The 15,939-nt window shown below is 66.7% G+C and carries 13 protein-coding genes; 9 read left to right on the top strand and 4 right to left on the bottom strand.

What is annotated here, in order from left to right; genetic code table 11:
* Positions 1-8: 8 nt before the first annotated feature.
* Both ACSQ8Y_RS11610 and ACSQ8Y_RS11605 read right to left on the bottom strand, forming a co-directional pair.
* Positions 9-1,199: a trans-sulfuration enzyme family protein gene (locus tag ACSQ8Y_RS11610; RefSeq protein WP_436266621.1), complete on the bottom strand. Its 1,191-nt coding sequence runs from the start codon at positions 1,197-1,199 to the stop codon at positions 9-11.
* Positions 1,196-2,572, bottom strand: a complete 1,377-nt coding sequence (locus ACSQ8Y_RS11605; protein WP_436266620.1) for a pyridoxal-phosphate dependent enzyme — start codon at positions 2,570-2,572, stop codon at positions 1,196-1,198. Before ACSQ8Y_RS11605 ends, ACSQ8Y_RS11610 begins: the two co-directional genes overlap by 4 nt.
* Before the next feature lie 210 nt (positions 2,573-2,782).
* Here ACSQ8Y_RS11605 and ACSQ8Y_RS11600 point away from each other — a divergent pair, with 210 nt between their 5' ends.
* The 6 genes from ACSQ8Y_RS11600 (at position 2,783) to ACSQ8Y_RS11575 (ending at position 9,784) form a co-directional block, all read left to right on the top strand.
* Complete coding sequence (locus ACSQ8Y_RS11600) at positions 2,783-3,337, top strand: thymidine kinase (RefSeq protein ID WP_436266619.1); 555 nt, start codon at positions 2,783-2,785, stop codon at positions 3,335-3,337.
* Positions 3,338-3,394: 57 nt separating this feature from the next.
* On the top strand, positions 3,395-3,874 hold the full coding sequence (locus tag ACSQ8Y_RS11595; RefSeq protein WP_436266618.1) for an N-acetyltransferase family protein: 480 nt from the start codon (positions 3,395-3,397) through the stop codon (positions 3,872-3,874).
* Positions 3,875-3,917: 43 nt separating this feature from the next.
* Entirely contained in the window at positions 3,918-4,478 is a 561-nt protein-coding gene (locus ACSQ8Y_RS11590; RefSeq protein ID WP_436266617.1) for a hypothetical protein, read from the top strand.
* A gap of 137 nt (positions 4,479-4,615) precedes the next feature.
* Entirely contained in the window at positions 4,616-6,865 is a 2,250-nt protein-coding gene (locus tag ACSQ8Y_RS11585) for a carboxy terminal-processing peptidase (protein ID WP_436266616.1), read from the top strand.
* Positions 6,866-7,096: 231 nt separating this feature from the next.
* Positions 7,097-7,981 (top strand): phosphatidate cytidylyltransferase, encoded by an 885-nt coding sequence (locus ACSQ8Y_RS11580; protein ID WP_436266615.1) that lies wholly within the window; start codon positions 7,097-7,099, stop codon positions 7,979-7,981.
* Positions 7,982-7,990: 9 nt separating this feature from the next.
* Entirely contained in the window at positions 7,991-9,784 is a 1,794-nt protein-coding gene (locus ACSQ8Y_RS11575; protein WP_436266614.1) for a bifunctional alpha/beta hydrolase/class I SAM-dependent methyltransferase, read from the top strand.
* Here ACSQ8Y_RS11575 and ACSQ8Y_RS11570 read toward each other — a convergent pair.
* Both ACSQ8Y_RS11570 and ACSQ8Y_RS11565 read right to left on the bottom strand, forming a co-directional pair.
* On the bottom strand, positions 9,735-10,352 hold the full coding sequence (locus tag ACSQ8Y_RS11570) for a CDP-alcohol phosphatidyltransferase family protein (RefSeq protein WP_436266613.1): 618 nt from the start codon (positions 10,350-10,352) through the stop codon (positions 9,735-9,737). The genes ACSQ8Y_RS11575 and ACSQ8Y_RS11570 overlap by 50 nt on opposite strands.
* Positions 10,349-11,545 carry a phosphatase PAP2 family protein gene (locus ACSQ8Y_RS11565; RefSeq protein ID WP_436266612.1) on the bottom strand — a complete coding sequence of 399 codons (1,197 nt, stop codon included), beginning with the start codon at positions 11,543-11,545 and terminating at the stop codon, positions 10,349-10,351. Before ACSQ8Y_RS11565 ends, ACSQ8Y_RS11570 begins: the two co-directional genes overlap by 4 nt.
* 88 nt (positions 11,546-11,633) lie before the next feature.
* On the opposite strand from ACSQ8Y_RS11565, the gene ACSQ8Y_RS11560 reads away from it, so the two are divergent.
* The 3 genes from ACSQ8Y_RS11560 (at position 11,634) to ACSQ8Y_RS11550 (ending at position 15,938) form a co-directional block, all read left to right on the top strand.
* Positions 11,634-12,710 (top strand): patatin-like phospholipase family protein, encoded by a 1,077-nt coding sequence (locus ACSQ8Y_RS11560; protein WP_436266611.1) that lies wholly within the window; start codon positions 11,634-11,636, stop codon positions 12,708-12,710.
* 5 nt (positions 12,711-12,715) lie between these two features.
* On the top strand, positions 12,716-13,519 hold the full coding sequence (locus tag ACSQ8Y_RS11555; RefSeq protein ID WP_436269804.1) for an SDR family NAD(P)-dependent oxidoreductase: 804 nt from the start codon (positions 12,716-12,718) through the stop codon (positions 13,517-13,519).
* A 97-nt stretch (positions 13,520-13,616) separates the two neighbouring features.
* A complete protein-coding gene (locus tag ACSQ8Y_RS11550; RefSeq protein ID WP_436266610.1) occupies positions 13,617-15,938 on the top strand; it encodes a gluconolaconase in 2,322 nt (773 codons plus the stop codon).
* Position 15,939 lies beyond the last annotated feature (1 nt).

Below are 15,939 nucleotides of genomic sequence, written 5' to 3'. Positions count from 1 at the left end.
GCAGGGACTTAGATCGCGTCCAGCGCGTGCCGCAAATCCTGGCGCAAATCGGCCAGGTCTTCGATGCCCACCGATAGCCGGATCAGTCCGTCGCCTATGCCCAGCGCGGCCCGCTGCGCCGCCGGGATGCTGGCATGGGTCATCAGCGCCGGGTGCTCGATCAGGCTTTCCACGCCGCCCAGGCTCTCGGCCAGCGCGAACACTTCGCACCGTTCGAGGAAGCGCCGCGCGCCCGCCAGGTCGGTGTCCAAGTCGATCGATATGATGCCGCCGTAGCCTTCCATCTGACGTTTGGCCAGCGCGTGTTGAGGGTGCGACTTCAGGCCGGGGTAGAATACTTTTTTGACCTTGGGCTCCTGTTCCAGCCACTCGGCCAGCTGCAGCGCGCTGGCGCAATGGCGTTCCATGCGGATTGCCAGCGTCTTCACGCCGCGCAGCGCCAGGAAGGAATCGAAGGGCGAGGCGATCGCGCCCACCGAATTCTGCAGGAAGGCCACTTGCTCGCGCCACTCGGCCTGGTGCGGCTCGCCGCCGACGACGGCGATGCCGCCGATGATGTCCGAGTGCCCATTCAGGTACTTGGTGGCCGAGTGCACCACGATGTCGAAGCCGTGCTCCAGCGGACGCTGCACCAGCGGGCTGGCAAAGGTGTTGTCGGCCACCGCGATGATGCCGCGCTCGCGGCAGATCCTGGCGATCGCTTGCAGGTCGGCCAGCTTGAGCATGGGGTTGGTCGGCGTCTCCACCCACACCATGCGCGTTTCCGGCCTGATCGCGGCCAGCAGGTTTTCCGGATTGGTCAGGTCCACATAGCTGAAGTCGTGGCCCGCGCTGCGCCGCCGCACGCGTTCGAACAGCCGGTAACTGCCGCCGTACATATCGTCGCCGGCGATGATGTGCGAGCCGGCGTCGGCGATCTCGAGCACCGTCGAAATGGCCGCCAGGCCGGAGGCGAAGGCAAACCCTTGCGCGCCGCTTTCCAGGTCGGCCACGCAGCGCTCCAGCGCCCAGCGGGTGGGGTTGTGCGAGCGGCCGTAATCGAGCCCCTTGTGCACGCCGGGACTTTCCTGAACGAAGGTGGAGGTGGCGTAGATCGGCGGCATGATGGCGCCGGTCGACGGATCGGGAGACTGGCCGGCGTGGATCACGCGGGTGGCCAGGTGGGCTTTGTGCTCGTTGGGCTTGGTGTCTGTGCTCAAGATAGTGTCCTGCGTAAGTGGTTGAGGAGGTCGAAGCGGGTGATCAGGCCGTAGAACCCGGCCTCGTCGGCCACGACGGCGGTCAGGCCGCGGTCGAGCGTGCTGCGCAGCGCCTGCACACTGGCCGAGGGATGCAGCGTTTCCAGCCGCGCGGTCATGGTGGCGCCGACCAGGCTGCCGAACTGCTCGGCGCGGTTGTCCACCTTCAGCAGCAGGTCGGACTCGTCGATGATGCCCACCAGCTTGCCATGTTCCAGCACCGGCAGCTGCGCCAGGTCGGCCGCGCGCATGCGGTTGAAGGCCACCAGCAGGGTGTCCGACGGCGACACGCTGATCACGTCGCCCTCGTCGTAGCGGCGCCCGATCAGGTCGCGCAGGTCGTTGGTTTGGGTGCGCTGGACCAGGCCCTGGTCCACCAGCCAGCCGCGGTTGTACATCTTGGACAGGTAGCGCGTGCCGGTGTCGGCCACGAAGGTCACCACCCGTTTCGGTTCGGTCTGCTCGCGGCAGTATTTCAGCGCCGCCGCCAGCAGGGTGCCGGTCGACGAGCCGCCCAGGATGCCTTCCGCGCCCAGCAGGGCGCGCGCGCTGTCGAAGCTTTCCTGGTCGGTGATGGTGTAAGCCTTGCGCACCGAGCGCATGTCCGCGATGGACGGGATGAAGTCCTCGCCTATGCCTTCCACCGCCCACGAGCCGCTGGTGTCGGACACCACGCCGCTGTCGATGTAGCCGGCCAGGATGGAGCCTTTCGGGTCGGCCAGCACGAATTCGAGCTGCGGCTGCACCTTGCGGAAGAATGCGCTCAGCCCGGTCAGGGTGCCGGACGAGCCCACGCCGACCACGATGGCGTCCACCTCATGCCCCATCTGCTCCCAGATTTCGGGCGCGGTCGTGGTTTCGTGCGCCAGCGGATTGGCGGGATTGTTGAACTGGTCGGCGTAGAAGGCGCCGGGCAGTTCGCGCGCCAGGCGGGCCGCGTAGTCCTGGTAGTACTCGGGATGGCCCTTGCCCACGTCCGAGCGGGTCATGTGCACCTCGGCGCCCAGCGCCTTCAGGTGCAGTACCTTTTCGGTCGACATCTTGTCGGGCACCACCAGCACCACGCGGTAGCCCTTGATGCGGCCCACCAGCGCCAGGCCCAGCCCGGTGTTGCCGGCTGTGGCCTCGATGATGACGCCGCCCGGTTTGAGCTTGCCTTCGCGCTCGGCGGCTTCGATGATGGACAGGCCGATGCGGTCCTTGATGGAGCCGCCGGGGTTCTGCGATTCCAGCTTCAGGAACAGGCGGCAGTGGCCGGTGTCGAGCCGGGTGACTTCGACCAGCGGGGTATTGCCGATCAGGCCGAACAGGGCGGCCTCGTTGGGTTTGTTCATAAACAACTCCTCGCTTTGAAATGGCGCTGGCCGATTGTGTCGGCCGCGCTTTCCATAAAAAAGAGCGGATGTTAGGCCGCACGATTCACGCTGGGAAGGAATGCTTCTGTACTTGTATATGCAATTTTTGCATTCAGACAGTATGCGCCAGTTTTGCCGTCCGCGCCCAGGGTTATAATCCGCCTTTGATCATCCTCACCAGTAAAAACCGTGGCAAAACTCTACTTCCGCTACTCGGCCATGAACGCCGGCAAGTCGACGGCGATGCTGCAAGTCGCCCACAACTACGAAGAGCAGGGCCAGGTCGTGCGCCTGTTCACCGCCGCCATCGACAACCGCTACGGGGTCGGCAACGTCACCTCGCGCCTCGGCCCGCAGCGCCAGACCGAAGTATTCGACGCGTCGACCAACTTCCTCAAGGTGATCGATCAGAAGATCGCCTGTTTGTTGATTGACGAGGCGCAATTTTTGTCCACGGAGCAAGTCCAGCAGCTGCACAAGCTGGCCCAGGTGCGGGGCATCCCCGTCATCACCTATGGCCTGCGCACCGACTTCCGGGGCGAACCCTTCCCCGGCTCGGCCTACCTGCTGGCGCTGGCGGACGACATCGAAGAGCTGAAGAACATCTGCACCTGCGGCAAAAAAGCCACAATGAACATCCGCGTCGACCAGGATGGCAAACGCATGAAAGAGGGCGAGCAGATCAGCATCGGCGGCAACGAGAACTACCGCCAAGCCTGCGGCCGCTGTTTCTATTCGGAGTGAGCGGGGAATCGCTGGGCAGGATATAGTTGATGTTTCAATAAGGTGGAGCAAGACCGGATGGAACTTCAACTCAAGGCGGCGTCCGCCGACGATGCGCCCGAGGTCGCGGCACTGGTGGTCGCGCTGACGGCGGAGATCACCCGGCAGTGCCAGGGGGCGCAGCTGGAGGACGACCTGGCCGCGACGACCCGGCTGTGCCGCGACTGGCTGGGCGATGGCCGCTATGCCGCCGTGCTCGCCTGCGTCGGCGGCGAGGCGGTCGGCGTGCTGACCTTCACGGAAAGCTACGCGCTGTACGCGGGCGGCAAAATCTGCATCATCCAGGAATGCTACGTCGCGCCTGCGTTCCGGGCCCAAGGGGTGGGGCAGGCCTTGCTGGAGGCTGCCCGGACCAGCGCCGAGCAGCGCGGCTGCGCCGCCTTGGAGCTGTGCACGCCGCCGCTGCCGGCGTTCCAGCGCTCGCTGGAGTTCTACCAGCAGCATGCGTACCAACCGGTGGGCGGCAGGAAAATGCGACGTTATGTCGCTCAGCAATGAGGATACGTTTCCCCTCGGCGGAAAAACTTGCTAGTATCCGCCCATGTTTGAATGCACCGCCATCGCCCCCGCCTGGATCTGCCAGCACCGCGAAATGCTGTCCGGCGTGCTGACATACCTGGCGCCGTCGATGCTGCTGGCGCTGCTGATCAGGCGCCTGGCTGCTGCCCACCCCGTCTTTTTCCTGTTCACGCTGCCCGGCACCGTCTGCCACGAGCTGGCGCACTTTTGCGTCGGCCTGCTGACCGGCGCGCGCCCCGCTTCGTTGACGGTCATTCCGCGCCGGGTGGGGCAGGGCTGGCACCTCGGTTCGGTCAGCCTGACCCGGGTGCGCTGGTACAACGCCGCGCCGGCCGCGCTGGCGCCTTTCCTGGTGGCGGCCGTGCCCTTGCTGGTGGCGCTGTGGCGCACCGGCCCCGGCTGGCATTTCGAGCCCATCGACGCGCTGCTGGCCTTCGCCATCGCGCCACAGTTCCTGGCCTGCTGGCCGTCCGCCGTGGACTGGAAGATCTCGCTGCGCTCCTGGCCCTACCTGGTGATTGCCGCTATTGCATTGTCGACCTTGTACCTCCCCATCCCGGCCTTGCGCTTGTTACAGGTGTAAAGTGCGCGGCGTTTAATCCGGCCTTAAGCATACTCAATGAAACTGTGCCGTCCAGCAGATGCTAGACGGCTGCTATCCTGTAGAATAAAGCGATGCTGGACCACGTATTTTATGAACTCAAGTTTCGGAGCAAGCCGATGAAGAAGCAGATGCTGTTGAGCGCGATTGCGCTGGCCGTTTCGGTACAAGTGGGCGCCGCGGCGCCTGAAAAGCCGGCGGACGTCAAGCCGCAAGCGCAGCAGTCGCAGGCAGCGTTGTGGGCCTCCCACGTCATGTCGCGCTACCACTACAAGGCCACACCGCTCGACGATGCGATGTCGGAGAAGATCTTCGACCGCTACTTCAAGTCGCTGGACGGCGAAAAGCTGTTCTTCGTGCAGGGCGACGTGGATCAGTTCGCCAACTACCGAAACAAGCTGGACGACGCCATCATGGGCGAGAACCTGACGGTCCCGTTCTCCATCTACAATCTGTACCAGCAGCGCTTTACCGACCGCATCAGCTATGCGCGCGAATTGCTGAAGACCAAATTCGATTTCACCCAGGACGAGAGCTATATGCTCGACCGCGAGAAGGCCGAGTGGCCGAAGAACGAGGCCGAGGTCAAGGACTTGTGGCGCAAGCGCGTCAAGAACGACTGGCTGCGCCTGAAGCTGGCCGGCAAGGAAGACAAGGCCATCCGCGACACGCTGGACAAGCGCTACGAGAACTACATGAGCCGTTCGCGCAAGCTGAACAATGAAGACGTGTTCCAGATCTTCATGAACGCCTACGCCATGTCGATCGAGCCGCACACCAACTACCTCGGCCCGCGCGCCGCCGAAAACTTCGACATCGCCATGCGGCTGTCGCTCGAAGGCATAGGCGCCCAGCTGCAGCAGCGCGACGACTACACCGTGGTGCGCGAAGTGGTGCCCGGCAGCCCGGCGGCCTTGTCCGGCAAGCTGAAAGTGGGCGACCGCATCGTCGGCGTAGGCCAGGGCGAGAGCGGCGGCTTCACCGACGTGGTCGGCTGGCGCATCGACGACGTGGTGCAGCAGATCCGCGGCGCCAAGGATTCCACCGTGCGCCTGCAGATCCTGCCGGCCGACGCCGGTCCGGACGGCAAACTGGCGCAACTGTCGCTGGTGCGCAAGAAGATCAGCATGGAAGAGCAGTCGGCCAAGAAATCCATCCTGGAAGTGCGCGACGGCACGGCCAAGCGCCGCATCGGCGTCATTTCGCTGCCGACCTTCTACCAGGACTTCGAGGCGCGCCGCAAGGGCGACAAGGACTACAAGAGCGCCACGCGCGACGTGGCCCGTCTGCTGGTCGAACTCAAACGCGACAAGGTCGACAACGTGCTGATCGACCTGCGCAACAACGGCGGCGGCTCGCTGACCGAGGCGGTCGAGCTGACCGGCCTGTTCATCGACAAGGGCCCGGTGGTGCAGCAACGCAACGCGCAAGGCAAGGTCGAGGTGGAAAGCGACACCAACGCCGGCCTGGCGTGGGACGGCCCGGTGGGCGTGCTGATCAACCGCAGCTCGGCTTCGGCGTCGGAAATCTTCGCCGCCGCGATCCAGGACTACGGCCGTGGCCTGGTCATCGGCGAGCCCTCGTTCGGCAAGGGCACCGTGCAGACGCTGATCAACCTGGACCGCTATGCGCAGGGCGAGAAGCCGCGCTTCGGCGAGCTGAAGATGACGGTGGCGCAGTTCTTCCGCATCAACGGCGGCACGACGCAGCTGCGCGGCGTCACGCCCGATATCAGCCTGCCGTCGATGTCCGATCCGGAAAACTTCGGCGAATCGAGCTACGACAACGCGCTGCCGTGGGTCGCCATCAAGCCGGCGATCTACATTCCGGCCGGCGAGCTGAAGGAAATCGTGCCGCTGCTGGACAAGAAGCACGAGGCGCGCGTGGCCCGCGACAAGGATTTCCAGTACCTGGCCGAAGACATCGCCCTGGTCAAGAAGCAGCGCAAGGACAACACGATTTCACTGAACGAGGCCGCGCGCCGCAAGGAGCGCGACCAGCAGGACGCCCGCTCCAAGCTGCGCGAAGCGCGCCTGCTGAGCACCATCGTGTCGCCGGACGATCCGGTGCTGCTGCCCGATCCGAAGGAAGCGCTGAACAAGGCCATCTCGGCCAAGCCGGCCAACGCCAACGCCAAGGCGGCGCGCCAGGTTGCCGCCGTGAAGGGCGCGCTGCGCACCGACGACGGCCTGCAGGCGGACGAGCGCGGCCTGGCCGCCGAGCTGGACGCGGAAAAGGCCGCCAAGGCCGCCAAGGACGTGCTGCTGAATGAAGCGGTGCACATCCTGGCGGACGAGGTCAGCTTGCTGAAGACCGATACCCGCCTGGCTTCGCGCGTGCTGCCCTACGCGACCGACGTGGGCAAATAAACAATGTTTATAGAGATTTCTTGAGATATTCGCGTTGCTTATTTCTGTCATCATGAATAAAAAGTAGAAATAATTGGTGCAACGCGGCATCATAGCTCCTGTCTCCTCTATTCTCCTCCAAGAGATTAGATTCAGCCCGCTCCCGTAGCGGGCTTTTTTTTGCCTCATGCTTTGTTGGCAGGTTGGCGGGAATCGATGGCATAATTGCCTTATGAGCAACTGAGGCCTTTTATGCAACGCGTGTATTCCCTGCTGGGTACGGAAATCGTCACTTCACTGGCCATGCTGTACCTGATGCTGGGTGCGGCATCGTTCGGTGTGGGCTTGTCGCTGCGCGCAAAGCCGCAGAGCCGGCTCAAGCAGCAGGTCAACGCCTGGTGGTGGATTTTCCCCGTGGTGACGCTGAGCTTGCTGCTCCATCCGCTGGGGGCCTGGCTGCTGGTGCTGACGATAGGGGCGCTGGCGCTGCGCGAACTGGCGCCTATTGCCGGACGCCGCTTCGCCTTGCCTGCCGCCGCCGTGCTGCTGGCCACGCTCGCCTTGGTGGCGGTGTGGCCGCAGGCCGGCGCCTGGCTGCCGGCGCTGGCCATCAGCGCGCTGCTGGCGCATTTCCTCGGGTCGCGCAGCGCGGGTGCGCTGGCCTGGCTGCTGTGGCTGCTGCTGTGCTTCAGCACCAGTTTCCTGATCCGCTACGAAACCTTGCCGCTGCCTCCGCAGCAACGCCTGGCCTGGCTCTTTTACCTGTACGTGCTGACTTCCCTGAACGACGTGGCCCAGTTCATCAGCGGCACCTTGTTCGGACGCCACCGCATCGCGCCCGGCATCAGCCCGAACAAGACTTGGCAGGGGCTGGCCGGCGGCGTGGCCGTGAGCTTGCTGCTGTCGCTGGCGCTGGGCGGCTACCTGCAGCTGGCGGGGGCGCGCCGGTTGGCCGTGTATGCGCTGCTGCTGTCGCTGGGCGGCTTCTGCGGCGACCTGATGTTCTCGGCGGCCAAGCGCGTGCTGGGCGTGAAGGACTTTTCGCAACTGATCCCCGGCCACGGCGGCATACTGGACCGGGTGGACAGCCTGGTCGTCACCGCGCCGTTGCTGTATCTCTTGATTACCCATACCTAAGGACTAGCCATGAAAGCCGAACGTTCACTTGCCTGGCGCACCGCCGAATCCGGCTTCGATTGCAGCGACGGCACGCGCTTGTTCTACCGCAGCTGGCAGCCGCTGGCGCCGCGCCAGGACGGGCCGCAACGGGCGCTGGTTTTCCTGCATCGGGGCCACGAGCACTCCGGCCGCATCCAGCCGCTGGTCGAGCAGCTCTGCTTCAGCCAGGACTGGGCATTCGCCTGGGATGCGCGCGGCCACGGCCATTCGCCAGGGGCGCGCGGCGACGCGCCCGGCTTCGATGCGCTGGTGGAGGACTTCGACACCTTCATCCGCCACATCGGCCACGCGCACGGCTTCGCGCCGGAGAACATCCTGGTGGTGGCCAACAGCGTGGGCGCCGTCGTCGCCGCTACCTGGCTGCACGACTATGCGCCGCGCGTGCGCGGCGTCATCATGGCGGCGGCTGCGTTCGAGATCAAGCTCTATGTGCCGCTGGCCAAGCCGGCGCTGCGCTTCGCACGCCGCTTCAAGCCCGAGCTGTTCGTCACCAGCTACATCCGCTCGTCCATGCTGACGCACTCGCCGCAGGAGGCCGCCGCCTACGACGCGGATCCGCTGATCGCCAAGGCCATTTCCGCCTGCGTGCTGCTTGGCCTGGCGGACACGGCCAGGCGCATCGTGCACGACGCGGCCGCCATCGACACGCCGGTGCTGATGCTGGCCGCCGGCAAGGACTACGTGGTCAAGGAGGGGCCGCAGCATACCTTTTACGAGCGCCTGTCCTCGCCGCTGAAGCGCTATGTGCGCTTGCCGGACGCTTTCCATGCCTTGTTCTATGAACGCGACACCAGCGTGGCGCTGCACGAGAGCCGCCAGTTCATCGAGCAGTGCTTCCAGCGCGCGCCGCTGGCGCCGTCGCACTACCTGAACGCCGACCGCGACAGCCGCAGCGCGCAGCGCTACGCCGCGTTGCGGGCGGGCCGGAGCTGCGGCCCGCTGGCACGGGCGTGGTTCAGCCTGCAGCGCGTGATGCTGGGTGCGATGGGGCCGGTCAGCGACGGCATGAAAATCGGACTCGAACACGGCTTCGATTCGGGCGCCTCGCTGGACTACGTCTACCGCAACCAGGCCGGCGGCCGCTTCGGCTTGGGCAAATTCATGGACCGCGGCTACCTGGACGCGGTGGGCTGGCGCGGCATCCGGCTGCGCAAGCTGCAGTTGCAGCGCATGCTGGGCGAGCGCATCGCCGCGCACCAGGGAGACGCGCCCCTGCGCATCCTGGACGTGGCCGCCGGTTCGGGGCGCTACGTGCTGGAGACGCTCAAGCGCTACCAGGACAAGCGCATCGAGCTCACGCTGCGCGACTACACGCAGCACAACCTGGACCAGGCCCGCGCGCTGGCGGGCCAGCTGGGCCTGAACGCCAGCATAGCCTACCAGCTGCGCGACGCCTTCAGCGCGGACAGCTACCGGACCGCCGAGGGCGCCTACGATATCGTCATCGTCTCCGGCCTGTACGAGCTGTTCAGCGACAACGCGCCGGTGGCCGTGTCCCTGAAGGGGATCGGCAGCGTGCTGCGTCCCGGCGCCTACCTGATCTACACCGGCCAGCCCTGGCACCCGCAGCTGGACATGATCGCGCTGACCCTGACCAGCCATCGCGGCACGCCTTGGCAGATGCGGCCGAGGCCGCAAGCGGAAATAGACGGGCTGGTGGCGCACGCGGGCTGCGCCAAGGTGGCCACCAGCATCGGCCTGGAAGGGATCTTCACGGTGTCGCTGGCGCGGAAGCCAGCAGCGCCTGGCGCAGCCGGTTGACGACGGTCCAGGCCGAGAGCGCGAGCACCAGCAGCAGGATGCCGTTCAGCAGCAGCGGCGCGGCGTCGCGGGCGATCAGCAAACCCAGCAGGCCGAAACAGAAGGCGCGGTCGCTCTTGCCCATGGGGCCGTCAAAGCGGCGCGCGGCACCCACGCTGAGCGCCAGCACGCCGGCGAACTCGGCCAGCAAAGCGCCCACCACGGCCAGCACCACCAGCGGCGCGTGGATGGCGCCGGCCAAGGTGACGGGCAGGTAGAGTGCCGCGTCCGACACCTGGTCGCAAATTTCGTTGAGCAAGGTGCCCAGCCGGGTCTTCTGGCCGGTGGCGTTGGCCAGCATGCCGTCGATTGCGTTCAGTGCCATGCGCAGCAACAGCAAGGCGGGCAGGCCCGCCCACAAAGCCATCCGTTCCGGCTGCCAGGCCAGCGCAGCGCCGTAGGCCAGGGACAGCAGCATCGTCGCCAGCGTGATCTGGTTCGGCGTCACGCGGCAGCGTACCAGCGCGCGCATCAGCGGCTGCAGCAGTTGCTGGAATTTCGGTTTGAGCTGGTAAATCGAAATACTCATTGCTGGCCTTGCTCCTTGTAGAGTTGGGCGATCTGGCGGCTGCGCTGGTAGCCCATCGCGCAGTGCAGGTAAATGGTGCGGCCCTGGCTGGCGTAGCCGGCGATGGCCGCGAGGATGGCTTGCGCGGATTGCGGGTCGGGGGCGTGCAAGTCCAGCAGCGGGAAATGCCGGTAGGGGCGGCCGCGCAGCGCCCGTGTCTCGCTCAGTTCGTTGGACAGGTCGATCACGGCGCAATCGGCGGGCAGGCCGGCTGCCTCGGCGTTGCTGAGGCGGCGGCCCACCCATAGCCCTTCGCTGTGGTGGGCGAACGGCGGGCTGTGGCGCTCGCGCCAGCGTACCAGTTGCCAGGTCAGCAGATAGCCGCCCAGATAGGGCGCGTACAGCAGCCAGACCCAGGCCGGATAGCTGCCCGCGCGCTTGTGCAGGAAGCCTGCATCGCGGCGCCGGTATGCCAATGCGACCAGCAGCAGGCTGGCGCACAGGTATAAGCACCAGGCGCCACCGGACGCGAACCACGCAAGCAGTGCCAGGCCGGCTAGCAGGGTGTAGCAGAAGGCCACCGGTTTGGCCGCGCGGCCGTCCGGCGGCATCAGGCGCACGGCCAGCGCGCCGAGCAGGGCGCCGCCGGCGACATCGGCGAAATGGTGCTGGTAGGTGAAGACCGTGGAGGCGGCAAGCAGCAGGAGGCAGGCGGCGAGGGCGGCGCGCAGCAGCGGTGCGGCGGCACCAGTGACGGCAGGCCGCAGCGCGGACCAGAAAATCACGCAGTAGGCGACGTGCAGCGACGGTAGCTGGTTGTAAGGCTGGTCCATGGCGCTCAGTTGCGCGAACAGCCAGGCGGGCAGCGCGGCGTCCACCGCAGGCCGGGCCAGGCCGAAGCGCATGGGGAAGGCGGCGAACAGCACGCAGGCCGCCACGGTGGAGAATGCCAGCCGCCGGCTCAGGGCGGACAAGCGGGCGCGGCCGGGCACCAGCAGAAAGCTCAGCATGAAGAACAGGCCGGACGTCATATATGGCAACACCATCCACTGCAGGAAAGGCAGGTCCGCCTCGAATGGCAGTGCCAGGCTGCGGGCAGTTTGTTGCCGGTGCGCCAGGTAGTTCGTTAGCGGGTAGCATATGCCGAACAGCGCGCCATTAAGCGCGAGCTGGATCACGCGCTCGCGCATGCTGGGCGACGCCGCCTGGGTCATGGTCTAACCGTCCTTGTTAATAACTATGTAATTGATGCATTATGTCACCATGAAGCACGCACAGCCAGATCGACGATATGAACGCTGCATGGTATTGGCCGGCGGCGGCTTCCGTTTCGGCTACTACCTCGGCATGCACGCGGCCGCCGTCGACGCGGGCCAGGAACCGGATCTGCTGCTGGCCACCTGCGGCGGCGCCGTCGCGGGCGCCATCATCCGTGGGCTGCCGGACAGCGAGATGCGCAAAGCCTGGGTGGCGTCGCCGCAAATGTACGAATTTTTCTGCGGCCTGCAGTCCAGCGCGCGGGCCGCGCCGGGGCGGGCCATCCTCAACCTCGCGCTGCGGCGCCTGAACCCGGGCAAGGCTGGACGCTTGCCGGACCTGTTCAGAGACTATATGTTCGAGATCCCGGCCGAGCTGCCGCTGCCGCCCGCGGGTGGGCAGGGCTCGCGCTCTGCGCCTGTGGGCCCTGCGCTCGGCATCCTGGGCGGCAAGATGCTGTTCGGCGAGCACGAGGTTGGGCAGCCACGGCAGGGGCGGCAGTTGTACGGTGTCACGCTGTTCTGCGATGAACGCACGGCGGCGCTGGCGCGGGGCCTGCCGTCGGCGATCGGCAGCAACGGCTGGACCGACGCCGTGTCGCCGGATTTGCTGGTCGATACGACGATGCCGGTGGCCGACGCGGCCCGCATTTCGATCTCGGACATGGTGTACTTCCGCTGCCATTCGGTGAACGGCGCGCATTACACCGGCGGCGTGGTCGACCTGTTCCCGGTCGAGCTGGCGCGCAGCTTGGCCAGGCACGTGACCATGGAGTTGAAACCCGCCTATGACCAGTTGACCGCCATCCCGGCCCTGCGCGCCGTGTTCGGCTTCGACGGCAACCGCCGCCTGCGTCACGTGCACGGTCAGCCGGTGGACGTGTGGGTGGACACCACCGACGTCGGCGAAGTTTTACGCGGCAACGGCATCCAGAAACGGGTGGACTGGCGGCGCAACCGCGTCAAGCTGGTCGCCCCGGCCAGCTACGCGCAGTATGTCGCGGACGTGGACGCGCAATGGCGCTACGGCTACGAACGCGCACAGGAAGGATACGCGCTGGCAGAACAAGGGCAGCGCGTCACCATGCGCAAGGCCAGCAAGCACAACGAGGCCTTGCCTTGAAGGTGATGATCATCGGCGGCACCAGCGGCATCGGGTTGGGGCTGGCGCGGCACTACTGGCGGCAGGGTGCGCGCGTGGCCATCTGCGGGCGGCATCCGGAAAGGATCGATGGGCTGGAACTGCTGGAGGACGGCCTGGTCAGCGTCCACGCTTGCGACATCGCCGACCGCGCCGCCGTCGCGCGCGTGGTCGGTGAATTTGCGGATGATGCGCCCGGCGCCGGAGATGCTCCCTGTGCTCCCTGCGCTTCCGACGCTCCCGGCGCGGGTGTTGTCACGCCGGGAGCGGGCCTGGACCTGCTGATCGTCACCGCCGGCCAGTACGCCGACGCTGCGGCCATCGCGCGCGACCGTGGCCAGGCGCTGCCCGTTCTCCGCGTCAACGTCGGCGGCCTGGATCACGCCTTCAGCGCAGCGGCCGAAGCGATGATGGCGCGTGGGCAGGGGCATCTGGTGGCGGTCGCGTCCATCGCCGGCCTGCAGCAGGATTATCCCGGGGGGTCTCTCTACAGTGCCAGCAAGCGCGCCGCCATCGCCATCTGCGACGCCTACCGCAAAGCGCTGGCGCCGTTTTCGATCGCCGTGACCGTCGTCATCCCCGGCTACATCGACACCGCCCGCCTGCGCGAGCTCAACGACGGCGACGCCAGCGGCAAACCCTTCCTGGTGTCCGAGCGGGAAGCCGTCGAGCGCATCGCAGCCGCCATCGCCCGGCGTGACGAACGCTATGTCTTCCCCTGGCAGCTGCACGCCCTGGTGCGCCTGTTCAATCGTCTCCCGACCTTCCTCAAGCGCGTCCGTAAGAAATGATCCCCCGGCTATTTGTGGGGAAAACGATGATGGGTTAAGCTGAGCTTCTCATTACAGACGGGTTGGACAAGTGGCGGCGAACCGGAATATTTTGGCCTTGGCGGGCATAGGCGTTGCGGCGGTGCTGGCTGGCAGCGGCGTGTACTGGTATTTACAGCCGGCCGCGCCGCAGAAGGCGGTTGAAGCGCCGGTTGACGCTTCGCCTGCGGGACGGACGGCGAAATTCTGGGCCGCCCGCATCACGACCTTGGCCGGCGACGGCACGCCAGGCGCGGCCGAGGGCAATATGCCGCTGACCGTGGCGCGCTTTTCCGATCCCTACGGCGTGGCGGTGGACGCCGCCGGCAGTATCTACATCGCCGACGCAGGCGAGAACAACCGCATCCGCAAACTCACGCCCGGCGGCGCGACCTCCACGCTGGCCGGCGGCAAGGAAGGCTTTGCCGACGGCCCGGCCGCGCAGGCGATGTTCAACACCCCGTCCGGCATCGCCGTCGACGGCAAGGGCAATCTCTATGTGGCCGACACCGGCAACAACGCGATCCGCAAAGTGGCGCCGGACGGTACGGTGTCCACGTTGGCGGGCAGCGGCGTGGCGGGTACGGCGGATGGCAAGGGCAGGGAAGCCCAGTTCAATGGCCCGATAGGCGTGGCGGTCGACGAGGCGGGCGTGGTCTACGTGGCCGATACCTATAACGACAGCATCCGCCGCATCGCGCCCGACGGCAGCGTGACCACCATCGCGGGCAATGGTGCGCCGGGCGACGCCGACGGCCCCGCGCTGAAGGCCGGCTTCGACACGCCGTGCGCGCTGGTACTGGATGCCGACGGCGCGCTGCTGATCGCCGATACGCGCAACAACGCTATCCGCAAGCTGAGCAAGGACGGCCAAGTGACGACCGTGCAACGCGCGCCGGACAGCGACCGCCAGGCTTTGCTGCGCCGTCCGCTGGCGCTGGCGCGCTCGCACGACGGGCACCTTTATATCGCCAGCGGTTCCGGCGGACGCATCCTGCAACTGGCGCCGGACGGCGAACTGGGCGGGCTGGTGGATGTCAGCCAGCGTATCGAACCGGCCTACGGCAGCGACGGCAAGGTACAGCTGTACGCGCCGCGCGGCATCGCACTGGCCCGCAACGGCAGCCTGGTGGTGACGGATGGCGCCACCTTCCGCGTGCAGCGCATCAGCGCCGCGACGCCGGGCGAGGGCGGGCCGGCAGCGCCACGCGTCGCAGGCCCGGACCCGGCTTCAGGCGGCGCTCGCACTGCCGTGGCAGGTGCTACGCCAGCCGTCGGGGTGAGCGCTGCGGCAGCTCTGCCGGTGCATGCCGCCATGGCGCCGGGCGCGTCCGGTCAACCGGCATCCGCCTTGTCCGCAGTGCTGCCGCTGGCGGCCGCGCAAGCGGGTGAGGGAGTTGCCGGCATCGGCGGGGGCGCGCCGGTCCAACCCATGCTGTGGCCGGTCGGCCCGCAAAACGCGCCGCATGAAGTGGTCGGCCTGATGGGCGAGGTGCGCGGCAGTTTCGAAGGCGAGAGCCGCCACCACTTCCACAGCGGCCTGGACGTGCAGGCGGACGTCGGCCAGCCGGTCCTGGCGGTGGCTGCCGTCAAGGTCAGCGACCCGATGCCGAACTGGGGTTTCGGCAGTCTGAGCGAAGGCATCGCGCTCGGCAACATCTCCTACATCCACATGCGCGTCGGCCGCACCACCAAGAACGCCGCGCTGGACCAGCGCTTCGAGCTGCTGCGCAACGCCAAAGGCAAGCCGGAGCGCGTGCGCGTGCGGCGCGGCGCCCGTTTCGCCCCCGGCGACACGCTGGGCACCATCAACGCGATGGCCCACGTCCACCTCGACTACTTCAAGGAGGGCAACGCCCTTAATCCGCTCAGCCTGCCGTTCACCGGCTTGCTGGACACGGTCCGCCCACGCATCAACAGCATCACCTTGTTCGACAGCCGGGGCAAGGTCATCAAGGCCGCCAAGCGCAAGCCGCTGATCGTCAAGCGCGAACTGGGCGAACTGAGCATCGTCGTCGACGCCTACGACCAGATGGACGGCAACGAGGCGCGCCGCCGCCTCGGCCTGTACAAGCTCGGCTACCAGCTGCTGCGCGAGGACGGCAGCGCCGTGCCCGGCTACGAGCAGCCCGTCATTACCCAGGTCTACGACCAGTTGCCGCGCAACCGCGACGCGGTGAAATTCGCCTACGCGCCGAACAGCGGCATCACGGTCTACGGCAGCAAGGCCACCCGTTTCGCCTACACCCTGACCAACCGCATGATGCAGGGCCAGGTCACGCCCGGCATGTGGAGCATCGCCGACCTCGCGCCGGGCAACTACCGCCTGCGCGTGCTGGCGGCGGATTACGCCGGCAACCAGGCTGTCGAAGGCCGCGACCTGCCGTTTTCGGTCGAATAGC

The sequence above is a fragment of the Pseudoduganella sp. LjRoot289 genome (assembly GCF_964252925.1).
GTDB lineage: Bacteria > Pseudomonadota > Gammaproteobacteria > Burkholderiales > Burkholderiaceae_D > Rugamonas.
The sequence above is the reverse complement of the archived record's forward strand: the minus strand, read 5'-3'. Positions and strand labels throughout refer to the sequence as shown.